10 protein-coding genes are annotated in these 15290 nt (G+C 61.9%); 4 read left to right on the forward strand and 6 right to left on the reverse strand.

The features are described from left to right. Positions 1–86 precede the first annotated feature (86 nt). From gabP to proP, 4 genes are all read left to right on the forward strand, one after another. On the forward strand, positions 87–1478 hold the full coding sequence (gene gabP, locus Q9451_RS15795; protein ID WP_012272503.1) for a GABA permease: 1392 nt from the start codon (positions 87–89) through the stop codon (positions 1476–1478). A gap of 87 nt (positions 1479–1565) precedes the next feature. Beyond that, complete coding sequence (locus Q9451_RS15800; protein WP_012272502.1) at positions 1566–2459, forward strand: PA4780 family RIO1-like protein kinase; 894 nt, start codon at positions 1566–1568, stop codon at positions 2457–2459. A 173-nt stretch (positions 2460–2632) separates the two neighbouring features. Next, positions 2633–3607, forward strand: a complete 975-nt coding sequence (gene hemB, locus Q9451_RS15805; RefSeq protein WP_012272501.1) for a porphobilinogen synthase — start codon at positions 2633–2635, stop codon at positions 3605–3607. Positions 3608–3747: 140 nt separating this feature from the next. After that, positions 3748–5250, forward strand: coding sequence for a glycine betaine/L-proline transporter ProP (proP, locus tag Q9451_RS15810; RefSeq protein WP_012272500.1), 1503 nt, complete (start codon positions 3748–3750; stop codon positions 5248–5250). Here the strand turns inward: proP and Q9451_RS15815 are convergent, their stop codons facing one another. The 6 genes from Q9451_RS15815 to Q9451_RS15840 all read right to left on the reverse strand — a co-directional run bounded on the left by Q9451_RS15815 (position 5251) and on the right by Q9451_RS15840 (position 15284). Beyond that, positions 5251–5952, reverse strand: coding sequence for a YoaK family protein (locus tag Q9451_RS15815; RefSeq protein WP_012272499.1), 702 nt, complete (start codon positions 5950–5952; stop codon positions 5251–5253). It abuts the gene before it with no gap. A 9-nt stretch (positions 5953–5961) separates the two neighbouring features. Beyond that, the gene (locus Q9451_RS15820; protein ID WP_012272498.1) at positions 5962–6591 is read right to left on the reverse strand and encodes a riboflavin synthase; all 630 of its coding nucleotides are present in this window, start codon (positions 6589–6591) and stop codon (positions 5962–5964) included. A gap of 134 nt (positions 6592–6725) precedes the next feature. Next, positions 6726–8882, reverse strand: coding sequence for a hypothetical protein (locus tag Q9451_RS15825; protein WP_150104953.1), 2157 nt, complete (start codon positions 8880–8882; stop codon positions 6726–6728). Between the two features lie 256 nt (positions 8883–9138). Then, on the reverse strand, positions 9139–12123 hold the full coding sequence (locus tag Q9451_RS15830) for an autotransporter domain-containing protein (protein ID WP_345960618.1): 2985 nt from the start codon (positions 12121–12123) through the stop codon (positions 9139–9141). A gap of 89 nt (positions 12124–12212) precedes the next feature. Next, the gene (gene treS / locus Q9451_RS15835) at positions 12213–14279 is read right to left on the reverse strand and encodes a maltose alpha-D-glucosyltransferase (protein WP_012272495.1); all 2067 of its coding nucleotides are present in this window, start codon (positions 14277–14279) and stop codon (positions 12213–12215) included. Positions 14280–14366: 87 nt separating this feature from the next. Beyond that, positions 14367–15284: a LysR family transcriptional regulator gene (locus Q9451_RS15840; RefSeq protein WP_012272494.1), complete on the reverse strand. Its 918-nt coding sequence runs from the start codon at positions 15282–15284 to the stop codon at positions 14367–14369. Positions 15285–15290 lie beyond the last annotated feature (6 nt).

Consider the following 15290-nt stretch of genomic DNA (forward strand, 5'->3'; position numbering starts at 1 on the left):
GGCAGGGCGGGCTTTTTCGCGCCTGCGTCGGTGACGTGCAGCCGGCGGCCCCAGCGTGGGCATGACAAAAACAACAAGGTAGCGCCATGCAAACCCACAAGAACAATTTGAGTCATGGATTGAAATCACGGCATGTGACCATGCTGTCCATTGCCGGCGTGATCGGCGCCGGCCTGTTTGTCGGTTCTGGCCGCGCCATCGCCGAAGCAGGCCCGGCCACCATCCTGGCCTATATCCTGGCAGGCGGGCTGGTGGTATTGGTAATGCGGATGCTGGCCGAAATGGCGGTTGCCTCGCCGGATACCGGCTCGTTCTCGACTTACGCCGACCTCGCCATCGGCAAATGGGCCGGCTACACCATCGGTTGGCTGTATTGGTGGTTCTGGGTGCTGATCATCCCGATCGAGGCCAATATCGCCGCTACCATCATCAACTCCTGGGTCCCGCAGATGGAGATCTGGGTCTTGTCGTTGGTGATCACCTTGCTGCTGACCGCCACCAACCTGTTCAGCGTGAAGAACTACGGCGAGTTCGAATTCTGGCTGGCACTGGTCAAGGTGGTGGCCATCGTCAGCTTCATTGCCCTTGGCGTTTGCGCTATTTTCGGCCTGTTGCCGGGGGCCGGCGTCAGCGGCGTTTCGCGCCTTTGGGATACCGGCGGCTTCATGCCCAACGGCTTTGGTGCGGTGCTGAGCGCGATGCTGATCACCATGTTCTCGTTCCTCGGGGCCGAGGTGGTGACCATTGCCGCCGCCGAATCCGACGAGGCGGGCAAGCATATTTCCAAGGCCACCAATTCGGTGATCTGGCGGATTACCCTGTTCTACATCCTGTCGATCTTCATCGTGATCGCACTGGTACCGTGGACCGACCCTCGCTTGGCTACCGAAGGTTCTTATGTCACGGTGCTGGATACACTTGGCGTGGCTAATGCCAAGGCCATCATCGATTTCGTGGTGCTGACGTCGGTGACCAGCTGCCTCAACTCGTCGCTGTACACCGCCTCACGCATGGTTTATTCCCTGAGCCGGCGCGGTGACGCCCCGGCCTGTGCCCAGGTAACCAGCCGCAGTGGTACGCCGGTGGTGGCGGTGCTGTTGTCCACGGGTGCTGCATTTCTGGCGGTGATCGCCAACTACCTGGTACCGGCCAAGGTGTTCGGCTTCCTCATGGCAAGTTCCGGCGCCATTGCCCTGCTGGTGTACCTGGTCATCGCCATTTCCCAGCTGCGTCTGCGCCAGCGCCTGACTGCACAGGGTAAGACGTTGGGCTACCGCATGTGGTTGTTCCCGTGGCTGACCTGGGGCGTGATCCTGTTCATCAGCGGCGTACTGGTACTGATGCTGTTCCGGCCGGATCACCGCCTGGAAGTGGTGTCGACCATGGTGCTGGCGGTGCTGGTGGTGTGTTCGGGGCTGCTGGTGACCCGGCGTCGGGCGCGCGCGGTGGTGGTGGGGGGCGTAGGGCAGGGCGCCTGATGCGTCCGGCCTGAAGACAGACGAGCAAGTCGCATCAGGCTGTGAGAGGATGTCCGCCAACAAAGCCAGGACCCTGAACGCAGCCTGATGAAGACACCTAAAAGAATCGAACCCCTGATCGAAGACGGCCTGGTCGACGAAGTACTACGGCCGTTGATGAGTGGCAAGGAAGCCGCTGTGTATGTGGTGCGCTGCGGCAGCCAGGTGCGCTGCGCCAAGGTTTACAAAGAAGCCAACAAGCGCAGTTTCCGCCAGGCCGCCGAGTACCAGGAAGGCCGCAAGGTGCGTAACAGCCGCCAGGCACGCGCGATGGCCAAGGGCAGCAAGTTCGGCCGTAAAGAAGCCGAAGATGCCTGGCAGAACGCTGAAGTGGCGGCGCTGTTCCGTTTGGCCGGCGCTGGTGTAAGGGTACCCAAGCCCTACGACTTCCAGGACGGCGTGCTGTTGATGGAGCTGGTGACCGATGCCGATGGCGATGCGGCCCCGCGCCTGAACGATGTGCACCTTGAAGCCGAAGATGCCCGCGTATTCCATGCCTTTGTTATTCGTCAGATCGTGCTGATGCTGTGTGCCGGGCTGGTGCATGGCGACCTGTCCGAGTTCAACGTGCTGCTTGGCCCGGACGGGCCGGTGATCATCGACTTGCCGCAGGCAGTGGATGCGGCGGCCAACAACCATGCCTTCAGCATGCTGCAGCGCGACGTGGACAACATGGCCCATTATTTCGGGCGCTTTGCCCCGGAGCTGAAAAGCACCCGCTATGCGCAGGAAATGTGGGCGTTGTACGAGGCCGGCAAATTGCTCCCTGACAGCCCGCTGACTGGGGTGTTCGAGGATGACGAGCACGAGGCTGACGTGACCGGGGTAATGCGGGAGATCGACGCCGCCCGGATGGATGACGCCCGCCGTCGTGCGGCGCGCGCCGAGGCGGAGCATGGGCCGGCCAAGGCAGAGGAGCCGACGCCGCCCTGGCTGCAGTAACCGCTTGACTCACCGGCCTCTTCGCGGGCTCGCCCGCGAAGAGGCCGGCGCATGAGCGCACGCGACCGAAGCAGCCCTTGCCATTGACGCAAGACATAATCTCGTCATTTGGCCTTTTCACTGGCGCGCGACAGGCATAAGGTATACGCCGTTCAAAATGCCCTGGAGCTGTCATGTCCAACCAATTCCCGTCCGTTCGTCCCCGCCGCCTGCGCCAGAACGAGTCCCTGCGCACGATCTTCCAGGAAACCGAGTTCCGCCTGGAAGACCTGATCCTGCCGATCTTCGTCGAGGAGGGTATCGATGATTTCGTGCCGATCACCAGCATGCCCGGTGTCAACCGCATCCCCGAGAAGCTGCTGGCCCAGGAAATCGAGCGCTATGCCCGTGCCGGTATCAAGTCGGTGATGACCTTTGGCGTCTCGCACCACCTGGACGCCACTGGTAGCGACACCTGGAACGAAAACGGCCTGGTCGCGCGCATGTCGCGCATCTGCAAGGACACCGTGCCGGAAATGGTGGTGATGTCCGACACCTGCTTTTGCGAATACACCAGCCACGGCCACTGCGGTGTGCTGCATGACCACGGTGTGGACAACGACGCCACCCTGGCCAACCTGGGCAAGCAGGCGGTCATCGCCGCGGCGGCGGGTGCCGACTTTATCGCCCCGTCGGCGGCGATGGACGGCCAGGTACAGGCTATCCGCAGCGCGCTGGATGGTGCCGGTTTCCACGACACTGCGATCATGGCCTACTCGACCAAGTTCGCCTCGTCGCTGTATGGCCCGTTCCGCGAGGCCGGCGGCACTGCGCTGAAAGGTGACCGCAAGAGCTACCAGATGAACCCGATGAACCGCCGCGAAGCGGTGCGCGAGTCGCTGCTCGACGAGCAGGAAGGTGCGGATGTGCTGATGGTCAAGCCGGCCGGTGCCTACCTTGACGTGATTGCCGACATTCGCGCAGCCTCGCGCCTGCCGCTGGCGGCGTACCAGGTGAGTGGCGAGTACGCGATGATCAAGTTTGGCGGCCTGGCCGGCGCCATCGATGAAGGCCGGGTGGTGCGTGAAAGCATCGGCGCGATCAAGCGTGCCGGTGCCGACTTGATCCTGACTTACTTCGCCATGGACCTGGCCCGCGAAGGTATCTGAAGCCCAGCCTTCAGCAAACAAATGCCGCTGCTATTGCAGCGGCTTTTTTATGCCAATGCACAAAAAATCAGTAAGCGCTGAATTATTTAGTGTCCCGTTGTATCTGATCCCTTAGAGCATTCATCGACAGGGATACGGGTATGAAACCTCGCAAGAAAAGCGTCCAGCCAATCGGCCTGAAGGACATTACCATCGTCGACGACGCCAAGATGAAGAAGGCGATCACCGCCGCTGCGCTGGGTAATGCCATGGAGTGGTTCGACTTTGGCGTGTACGGCTTCGTCGCCTACGCCCTGGGCAAGGTGTTCTTCCCCAATGCCGACCCCAGCGTGCAGATGATCGCGGCCCTGGCCACCTTCTCGGTGCCGTTCCTGATCCGGCCATTGGGCGGGTTGTTCTTCGGCGCCTTGGGCGACAAGTTCGGGCGGCAGAAAATCCTCGCTGCGACCATCGTGATCATGTCGCTCAGCACCTTCGCCATCGGCCTTATACCGTCCTACGCCAGCATCGGCATCTGGGCGCCGATACTGTTGTTGCTGGCCAAGATGGCCCAGGGTTTTTCAGTGGGGGGCGAGTACACCGGTGCCTCGATCTTCGTTGCCGAATACGCCCCTGACCGCAAGCGCGGTTTTCTCGGTAGCTGGCTGGACTTCGGCTCGATTGCCGGGTTTGTGCTAGGTGCTGGAGTGGTGGTGCTGATATCCACCATTCTCGGTGAAGAGAAGTTCCTTGAATGGGGCTGGCGGCTGCCGTTCTTCCTGGCCCTGCCGCTGGGCATCATCGGCCTTTACCTGCGCCATGCGCTGGAAGAGACACCCGCGTTTCAGCAGCATGTCGACAAGCTGGAGCAGGGCGACCGTGAAGGCCTGGCTTCTGGGCCCAAGGTGTCGTTCAAGGAGGTGGCTACCCAGCACTGGCGCAGCCTGGTGACCTGCATTGGTGTGGTAATCGCCACCAACGTCACCTACTACATGCTGCTCACCTACATGCCCAGCTACCTGTCGCACAACCTGCACTACAGCGAAGACCATGGTGTGCTGATCATCATCGCGATCATGGTCGGCATGCTGTTCGTGCAGCCGATGATCGGCCTGCTCAGCGACAAGTTTGGCCGTCGGCCATTCATCATCGTTGGCAGTGTTGGCCTGTTCGCCCTGGCCATTCCGGCATTCATGTTGATCAACAGCGGCGTGCTGGGGGTGATTTTCGCCGGGCTGCTGATCATTGCTGTGCTGCTGAACTTTTTCATCGGCGTGATGGCCTCCACGTTGCCAGCGATGTTCCCTACGCACATCCGCTACAGCGCCCTGGCCGCTGCATTCAACATTTCGGTGCTGATAGCCGGGCTTACTCCGACCCTCGCTGCCTGGCTGGTGGAGAGTACCGGCGACCTCTACATGCCGGCCTACTACCTGATGGTAATCGCCGCCATTGGCCTGCTGACCGGCCTGACCATGAAGGAAACCGCCAACAAGCCGCTGCGAGGCGCGGCACCGGCGGCATCGGACATCGAGGAAGCGCGTGAGCTGCTGCAGGAGCACCACGACAACATCGAGCAGAAGATCGAGGACATCGATGCGCAAATCGCCGAACTGGAAGCCAAGCGCGAGACGCTGGCCCAGCAGCACCCGCGCATCGAATGATCAGCGCGGCATGTAGCCACGCTGCCAGGCGCGCGGGATGAACCGCGACACCAGGGCCAGCATGCAGGCCAGCGCGCAACTGCCGGCCAAGGCCTGCAGGCCCAGGTGTTGTTGCAACCAGGCGCCGAGCGCAGCCCCCAGCAGCATGCCGGCCCAAGGCACCAGCTGCACCCGCCAGCCGTTGCGCCGCTCACCCAGCAGCCAGCGCCCCAGGCCACGGCCGAAACGCGACAGGGCGCCGGTCACGTAGGTCAGGCCGATGGGCAGGCCATTCACCTGTTCGACCACAGCATTGATCATGCCCATGGCCAGCGTTGCGGCCAACAGCGCCGGAAAGGTGGCTGGCAATGGCCACGCTGCCGCGAACGCCAGCAGTGCGGCAACCACCAGCAGCACCGGCCAGGCCCGACGGCCCAAGCCACGCGCCATCAGCACGCCCAATGCATTGCCCGCGACAAAACCCAGCACTGCGCCACTCAGGCGCAGCACCAGGGCCAGATCTGCCTCACTGATGGCCACTGCCAGGCGTGTGGTGTTGCCACTCATGAACGACACAAAGTCGCCCAGTGCCAACAGGCCAATGGCATCGGTCATGCCGGCCAGCACCGACAGCGCGGCGACCAGGCCGAGGCCGACGCGGCCACGCAGTACTTGCAGGCGTAAACGCTTGGCCGTGCGCGCGGTGAGGGCGTTAGGCAGCATGTGCAGGCCTCAAGGCAGCTGTTTTTCGCGGGCCAGGGTGCCTTTGATGGTGCGCTCCACCACATCGACCAGCACCATGGTCTGGTGGTCGACCTCGATGTTTAGCTGTTCGCCGGCCTTGTAGCTGGCGAAGGTGGTCTGACGCAGGGTTTCCGGGATCAGGTTGATGGTGATGATGTTGTCCTCCACATCAGCGACGGTCAGGCTGCAGCCATTGACCCCGATGAAACCACGCGCAAACACGTACTTGCCCCATTCCGGCGGCATGCGGAACTTGATGAAGGCGCCGGTTTCCTTGATCGACAGCTCGACGATTTCGGCAGTGGTGGCGATGTGGCCAGCCATCAGGTGGCCGCCAACTTCGGCGTTCATCTTCGCTGAACGTTCGATGTTCACCCCTTGGCCGGCCTTGAAGTTACGCAGGTTGGTGCGTTCGAGGGTAGCGGTCATGGCGTCGAACCTGACCTGGCTGCCGTCGATTTCGGTGACCGACAGGCAAGTGCCTTCGACGCTGACGCTGGCGCCGATCTTCAGCGCTTCGAGCAGTTCTGGGGTGAGGTCGATGGTGAACTGGTTGTGGCCCGGGTAGGTGGTCACATCAAGCAGAGGGCGGACGGCCTGGACGATGCCGGTGTACATGGAGTTGCTCCTGGGCGCGGAAAAGAAAACACCCGAACGCTATGCCCGTAGCGCTGTAAATGCAAGGCTTTGCACGACCTTGCTTTGCTCCTGCCAATTCGTAAAAAACACCCGCCTGGCTTCCCTCCGTGCAGTCATGCGTAAGAACCAGCCCCTCGGCGGGACAACGTTCCATCCGCAGGAATGCTGATAAGTAGTTCAGGCGCGGATGCAATTGGCAACCACACTTCGTTCAGGTTGAAATACAGCGTGACGTCTAGTTTTAACATTGCGCTTTGTGAGGATGGGGTCGTGTGATTGAACCACTGCATGAATCCATCCGCCAATTGCTCGACCAGCGTGGCGAAAGAGTGGGCGTTGTCGGCGATAGTTTCAGAGTCACCGTTCGCAATACTCACATTGTCTACCAGCAGAATCGGAACCTCGCACCAAGCGTCCAATGCAGCAGCACTGGGGGCGGTAATCTGAGAGCGCAAACCCATGGCTATACTGAGGCAACATTCCCGGGGCCGTGCACGGCTTGCATTGGCGAACGGCGTCAAGGCAAGCTCGATAGCAGTGAATAAGTTGCCATCGCAGGCGAACTGGCGGCTTGGTAGGATGATATTTGGCACAACGGGAGCGCTGAAAGCAGATGCCGGCGACTGATAGACCAAGGCTGAGTTGGTCCGCGCCCCCGCAGAACCTTCAAGATTCGCGTTTCGCACAATCCACCAGGTCGAGCAAGCACTCTGGTATGTTCCGATATCGATATTCGCCCAGACGAATTTGAAAGTAGGCTCGTCCATCGTTGAAAGCGCTTGATCATCGTACTGTGCCACATACCAGCATGAGTCGTTATTGAGTGCCGCTACTTCACCTGCAAACGCTACGCCGCAGGGGTGTTGGCCATTGATGGTTGGCCAGCCCATCTTCGAAAGGCCACACCCTGCCTCCACTTGTGAGCTTTGAGCGAACAGGCGCAGCGTCTTGCGCCCATTGGAGGCGCACGCGAAATCCAAAACATACAGAGCGCTTGCCTGATCAGCGGGAGGAGGAGCCGTTGACGCTCTCGGCACAGTTGCGCATGTGGGCCAACGCCAGTTAGCCCATGCTTGGATGACGTGTTCAAACTGATTCAGCAATGCAGTAGTTACCCGTTGCTTTGCGGGACCATCGGCATGCCGTTCTGATGCCTCTTGTTGCAATGCCTGCATCTGTGGCCACAAGACCGGCCAGGCAACATTGAATGACGCAAGCGCGGCAAACATTTCCTGGTGATCACCTATGTCAGTTGAGTCGCAATCCTGTAGCGGCTCATCGATTGGCTTGTTGTAGGCCAGTCTTACCCAAAGCTGGTCTTGAGCACCGTGTGCGGGCAACTCCACTTGCGCCTCATAACTCCACTGCAGCGCTGTGCAGGCAGAGGCCTGGACACGCGCCTCGTGGGACAGTTTTGCTCGTTGACTCAACAGCGACGGTTGATGAGGGAATTCCCGCCTAGGCATTGGTACTTCAAGCATGGACATCGTTGTGAACTGGGGACCAGCCTGGTGACCCAGTACACAACGATTTCCATGCGAGTGCGTATAGCCAAACTCCATGAGTGTACCTATGAAACGCGGGACGCTCGATTCAGCTCGCAATGGAACCGGCGTGCTGACAGCGGCTGGTATTTGTACAATCGAGGCATGCAGATACGCATTTGAGAACGACGTTTGCACATGCTGCTCAAACTGATCCCGTGCGGCGCTCAGGTCGCCGTCTGACTGCATGGCGAAAACCGGAGCGACACCTGTGGCAAGCACTTTGGCAAGGGTTTCCTTCAACGTTACAAGCCGCTGATAGACGGTATCGTCGAACGAGGTGGGTGCGCCGTTGGTCATCAAGGCGAGGAAATCGTCGAATGCGGACATGAAGGATTGCGCCCAGATGTCGAGGTCTAAGTCCCTGAATGTGAGCGTGTTGTAAGTCGGTTCCAATGTGCAGGTTTCATAATTTGGTACCACTGCCGTGCCGCTTATCAATCTATTGCTGATGGGCAACAGGGTGAAATAGCTTGCCGTTCTGCTCCGTGTAACAAAGTCCACATGGTAGGGCTCACCCCAGCGCATGCCCCATAGTGACACCTGCGGCGTGAGCAGCTTGGCGAACAAGCCCGCATAGCGGTCGAGTGCCTCGCGCATTTGCTGGCAGACACAATTATCGTTGTTCGCAGTACGGCAACCGCTCATGCACGAAGCGGGTTGCTCGCATGGCAATTGTTGCCAAGTCACGCTTGGTACGCTGTACATTGCAGTCAGTGTGTACATGTGCCTGTATTCAGCTCCATCGAATTACTGGTTTATCGAGCGCTTGTTGCCAGGGGAAAATCTTCGCGTACCGATTTTCTCTCACTGGGGCGCTCAGCAATGCCGACTTTTGAGGGGGTAGATGGCCTGGCGACTGCCATCACATTAGGTCACGGACACTGTGCAGACAAACCAAAACCAGAAATTCTCAAGCGCAATGTTGACTGTACGAATAGTGGGCAAGGCCACTGCCGTACGCAGTGACCGTACTCTGAAATCAGAATTTCAACTGCCACTGCCCAACCACCGCATGGTTACGGCTGTTGCTGCCCAGTTCACCGCTATACCCGATGCCTACGCTTTGCCGCGCACTCAGCCCCAGGTCCAGCCCGGCCTCGACCAGCAAGCTGTCGCGGTCGATCGCACTGCCTTCGACACTGAACGCATCACCCCCTGCGATAAACGCCTGCCGCGTGCGGGTATCGATGCTGCCGTAAGTGTGCCGCCAGCCCAGGGTCGCCCGTGGCGTCAGGCTCATGCCGTTGTCCAGCTGCCCCAGGTGCGCCAGGCGCACACCGAAGGTGCTGCTGACGTTGTCCTGGGTATCGGCGTCCACGGCCAGCGCCGCATCGCCGCCTTGTTCCCGGTAATTGTCGCGGTGGTAGCGCTGGTAGCCGAGGTTGGTGAACGGCTCGGCGCTCAGGCGACCGCTGCCCATGGCGTAACCCAGCTCGATGAAGGCCTGCTGACTGTCGGCGTCGTAGTCACCCTCGAGGCGCTCTTTGAAACCGGCAAACGCCACGTCGCGCTTGCTGTCGCCGTCGTGGCTGCTGTACGCCGCACCCAGGCGCACGGCCAGTGGGCCGCTCTGATGCTGGGCGTAGACGCCAGCGTGCCAGCTGCGCACCGTGCCATCCAGGCCAGTGGCGTCCAGGCGGGTGTGCGAGTAGCCACCCAGCAGGCCCACGCGCCAGTCACCAGCCAACGCCCAGTCGACGCCCAGCACACCACCGCCGGTACGCTGCTCCAGTGTGCTGGCGCCATGGCTGCCATCGACCTTGCCGTAGCTGCCCAGCGCCTGTGCCCAGACGCGCCCCTGGGCAGTCGGGTCGTTGAGGTTGCGCGCTTCACGCGGCACGCCGGTTGCGGCCAGCGCCGGGCCGTCGCTGTCGCTCAGGCCAACCAGCAGGCCGCCAGCGCTGCCCATTGCCTGCATCGCGCCGAGCATGCTGCTGCCGACCTGCGACGCGCCAGCCAGGGTGGCGGCCGCGAGGTTGGCGGTATTGCTGCCGGACAGCTGCTCGATGGCATTGCCGGCACCGGCTGCGGTGGTACCAAGCACGGCGTTGTACAGGTTGCTGTTCTGCCCGAGGCTGGCCAGGCTACGCGCAGCGCCAGCCGCGTTGGCGGACGGTGCATAGTGCTCGAAGGCTACGTCGTTGCGGGTGTAGTCCAGACCTACCGAGGTGTTGTTGTAGCGCAGGGTAGGGGTGAGGAAGGCATAGTCGCTGCTGACTTGGGTGAAGGTGCCGTTCACGGCACCGGCGGTCAGCACGGTGTAGTGGCTCTGCCACGGGTATTCGCCGGCGCTTGGCTGCACATGCAACGTGGCGCCATCGAGGTTGGCAGTACCGCTGACATGGATCGGTGCACTGCTGCCGTCAGCGTTGACGCCATACACCAGGCTTGAACCCTGGCCAAAGCTCAGGTCGCCCGCAACGGCGGCGACGCCCAGGCCGGTGTTGGTGAGCAGGGTGCCGTTCACTTGCAGCCCGCCGACCGACCCGCCACCGGCATACGTGGCGCCTTTTTCAATCAACATCGAGCCGAGGATGCTGCCCTGATTGATCAGCGTGGCGCCCGAGTTCACCACGCCACCTTGGCTGAAGTCTTCGAGGCTGGTCAGGGTCCAACTGCCGCCGCTGACCTTCAAGGTTTCGAAGTTGGCGCTGTTGCCGAAGTTGCCAGTGCCGTTCAGGGTCAGGCTGTCGATGCCAGCACCGCCATCGACCAGGCCGTTGAACGTGCCACCAGTCAGCACGGTGAGGCTGTCGTTGCCGGCACCCATGCTCAGCGCAAGGCCGTTGCCACCGCTGATAGTCCCGCTGTTGATCACGCTGTCGTCGTACTCGCCGATCAGCTTGATGCCAAAGCCGCCTTCGCCCTCGATGCGTCCGGCGTTGCTGATAGTGGTCGCGGCCACACCGGCACCTTCGGCGCCGTCATCGACCAGGATGCCGTTGTCGACACTGCGAATGACCCCACTGGTGGTATTGACGATGCTGCCACCGCCCATGGCAATGCCTTCGCTGCCATTTGGCCGGCCACCACTGTCGACGCCCTTGGCGCCCAAACCCTGGATGGTGCCGGCGTTGTATACATGGCCGATGTTGTCGATATCGACGCCATCGCCGTCGCCATTGATCTTGCCGTCGGCGATGGCACCGGTGATGGTGCCCCAGTTGTACACCGTGCCGCTGCCGTCGGAGCCGAAACCCGAACCGTTGCGCCCGGTAACGCTGGCGCCCTCGTAGTTGTACAGCGTGGCATCGGTCTTCAGGTCGACGCCGTGGCGGTCGGCGCTGATGGTGCCGTGGTTGTACACGGTGACCCCGGTAGAAGTGCCGATCTTGATGCCGTCCCACTTCTGGTCCAGGCCGTTCTTGTCCTGTGGCGCGGTGTCGGTGTAGATCAGCCCGTAGTTGGTGATCGTGGCGTTGGAGCCGGTCTTGATCGCGTCGTTGCCTACGGCGTGGATCACGCCTGTGGCCTGGTTCTCCAGGGTGGTGGTGAACGCTGGATTGTTCAGCGTTTCGAGGTCGATGGCCTGGCCGTCGACGGTGGACGCGATGGTGCCCGCGTTGATGATGCTCAGGCTACCGCCGGCGGCAGGGTTGGTCTGCAAGCGCAAGCCGTCGTTGCTGCCTTGGATCAGCCCCCCGGCGTGGTTGGTGATGACGAAGTGGCTGAGGTCTTCGCCGTCGCCCTTGCTGTCAATGCCACGGCCATCGGTTGAGCGGATGATGCCGGCGTTATCGACGCTCACCGTTGCACCACTGGTGTGCTTGGGCAAAATCACGCCGTCGTCGTCACTGGCCACGATGCTGCCACTGGCCGTCACTATCAAGGTGTCGGACTTTTTCAGCTCCAGGGTGTCGGTGCTGGCGCGGTCGATCAGGTAATCCTTGGCAAAGGCGCTGGGGGCGAAGGCAGCACAGGCCAGGGCGATGCACAGGGCCAGGCGGTTGGGCGTGAAATGCATTGGGCGACCATGGGTGAGTGTTCAGGGGCGCCCAATATGGCCATTCGATATTACGATTTGATTGATCGGGTGGCTGTTTTCATCGCCAATTACACATGTCCGCTACTGTTGACGATGCGCAGGCACAGCGCCTCGTACGGGTCCAGGTTCACCATCAACCGCCCATCTTCGCTCAAGTCGCCTTCGACCGTTTCGTTGATCATGTCCACCACCGGCCCAGGCGTGAACCCGTCCAACAGCAGCTCCTCGGCAATCGTTTCATGGCCAAAGTTCAACGCACTGATCTGGATGCCGCGCCCGGCTGGCAGCTCATGCACCATCACCAGCAGCCCCGGGCTGATGACCTCGGGTACCAGCACCTGACGGCTGGTGGCAATGCCATAGGCCTGGCGTACCGCTAGCAGTTTCTTCACTTTGCAGGCAAACGAATCAACCGCTTCCAGCTGGCTGTCGAGGCTGCCGTACAGTGCCCGTGCACGCGGCATGCCACGCACTGACGCCTCGGCTTGCGGGTCAAGCCCGGCAAGGTCATAGCCGCCCCGGTGAATCCAGCGGGTATCGCCATCGAGCATGCGCTCGGCCACGGCTTCGGCGGGCAAGGGCAGGGCGCCGACCAAGTCCCAGCCAGACAATGCGACCACCCCGGGCTGCATGGCGTTGTACATGACCAGCAGCAGGTGCACCTTCTGGATCAGTTCGATGTCAGCCGTGCCAATCTGCTCGAGGTCGCGAATGCCCAGTGCGGCAGCGATCAGGCTGGCGGTGGTGCAGGCGATGCCATTGGTGACGAAGCGCAGGTTGTAGGGCGCATGTTCGCCCGACAGCCGTTCGTAGATCTCTTCGCGGATGTGTTCGCGCAGGATGCTGCCAGGCAGGGTCTGGCCTTTGTACAGGTACATGTCGTGGGCATGCAGGGTCCAGAAGTGCACCAGTTCCACCGTCAGCTCGTCGTGGTTCTGCAGGGCATGGATCAGCGAGGCCGGGTCGATGCCGAAGGCATGCATTTCTTTGAGCATCAGGCGCAGGAACGCGGTGTCGCCGGTCAACAGCGCATGCTGATAGGCCGGCCGGGTAATGAAATCGTAGGACAGGTCGGCACCGCCCTTGGACATCTGCGCAATGTCATCAAGGGTCAGGTTGAGCTCCTGGAAGCTGAAACCACCGGCCTTGCGGATCATGCCGCCGATCAACTGATTGCCGACGATCGACAGCGGATGGCTTTCCGACCAGGCGGTGCCGCTGGCGCGCGTTTCCACGCCGAGAAAGCCGTTGGCGTCCAGGCGCAAGCCGCGCGCACCCAGGCAATCCAGGGCGTGCAGCGCGTCGCCAATGATCATCTGCTGGGCGGCGAAGGTCGGGTCCAGCCAGTTCAGCGACGGTTGGCCTTCCTTGAAGTAGTGCAGGTACACCCAGCGCCGGGTCTTGCCGTCGACGCCTGTGACCGGTGGCGTGGCGCTCCAGTCGGTTTCCTTGACGCCCGGCTCGAAGAAAATGACCCGTTGCAACTGGCCGACGATGTAGTGGCGGGCCTTGAGCTCGTCGCACTGAGCTGGCAGCAGGTTGACCGCGTCGCGGCCGACGGGCACCTCGGGCAGCAGCGGCCAGTCTTCTTCGCGCACCTCGACCATGTGGTACAGCCCAGGGTAGGGGCCGTGGGCAAGCTCGGCGAGGCGGAAGTCGGCCCCCTTGCCGGTGTGCGAGGGGATCAGGTCGTCAATGGTCACGGCATTGTGCGCGGCGGCCATGCGGCTCATCTGGATCAACTCCTGCTCGCTGCCGTACAGCGGGTCGATGTCGAAACTGATGCGGTCGAAGTTGCCATCCACGCTGGGGGTGAGTTCGCGGCCGCGGATACCCCCGGAGCGCTTGATCGGGCCGGTGTGCAGGCCCTGTACGCCGATTTCCGACAGGCGCTTCCACAGCGCTTCGTGGGCCAGGGCACCCAGCACCGAGCAACCCTCGGGGGCGATGATGGCGTCAGGGTAGACGGTCAGCCACACCGAGGCGATTTCGGTGGCGCGCCGGGGCTGGGCCTCGGCATAGGGTTGTTGCCACAGGCGTGACTGGCCTGAATACAGGCTGGCGCGCGCCTGAGAGGCCTTGAGCATGGCGCGGTCTTCGAGCCATTTGACGTATGACGGGTCGGGCTGGGTCATTGCGCGTCCTCTTTGCGTGTCGGCACCGGCTCAGCTTAGGACGGTTGTGGCGGCTGATCGTTCGGCTTGCGATCGGTTTTGCCTTCATCAGCGCCGAGCCGACAATTGTTGCGGCGCCAGAAACGCATCGTGGAAGTAGTTGCGCACGGCCTGCATCGCCGGGCTGAACGCGCGCTCCCGGTGCCAGGCCAGCCCCACGCTCATTGGTGTGACCGGGTCACTGATGGTGACCGTCTCGATACGCTTGCCCTCAAGCGACCAAGGCCGGTGCACCAGGTCCGACAGGATCGCCACGCCGCTGCCGTTGGCGACCATGCTGCGCACGGCCTCCACCGAGCTGGTGCGTACCCGTACACTGGGCCGTTGCCCGGCCTGTTCCCAGTAGCGCATGGCACTTTGCTCGGCCTCATCGACAGTCAGCAGAATGAACGGCTCACAGGCCACATCGGCCAGGCTCACTGCCGAGCGTTCGCACAACGGGTGATGCCCGGGCAGCCACAGCCGGCGTTCGGAGTTGAACAGGGTTTCCGAGACGATGTCGGGGTGGGTGAGGTTGGCGGTGAGTACCACCGCCATGTCGAAACGCCCCTCCAGCAGGCCTTGCTCGATAGCGCTGCGCTCCTGCTCGTACAGCTCCAGGGTTACGTCCGGGTGCCAGTGTTCCAGGCGTTGCAGGTGGTGCGGCAGGAAGTAGCCGATCACTGTGTAACTGGCCGCCAGGCGCAACAGGCCGCTGGCGCGCACGTCCGGTAGCGGGCTGTTCAGCGCGTCGTCGACACTGCGCAGGATGACGTAGGCGCGGTTCAGAAAGTGCCGGCCGGCCTCGGTCAGGCTCATGCCTTGGGCCGAGCGCTGGAACAACAGCACGCCGAGCATCGCTTCAAGCTCCTTGATGGCCGTGGTCACAGCCGATTGGGAGATGTTCAAGTGAATCGCCGCTTGGGAAATCTGGCCGATTTCGGCGGTGGCGACGAAGTAGCGGACCTGGCGCAGGGTCAGTGACACGGTAGG

The sequence above is a fragment of the Pseudomonas sp. NY8896 genome (genome assembly GCF_039634505.1).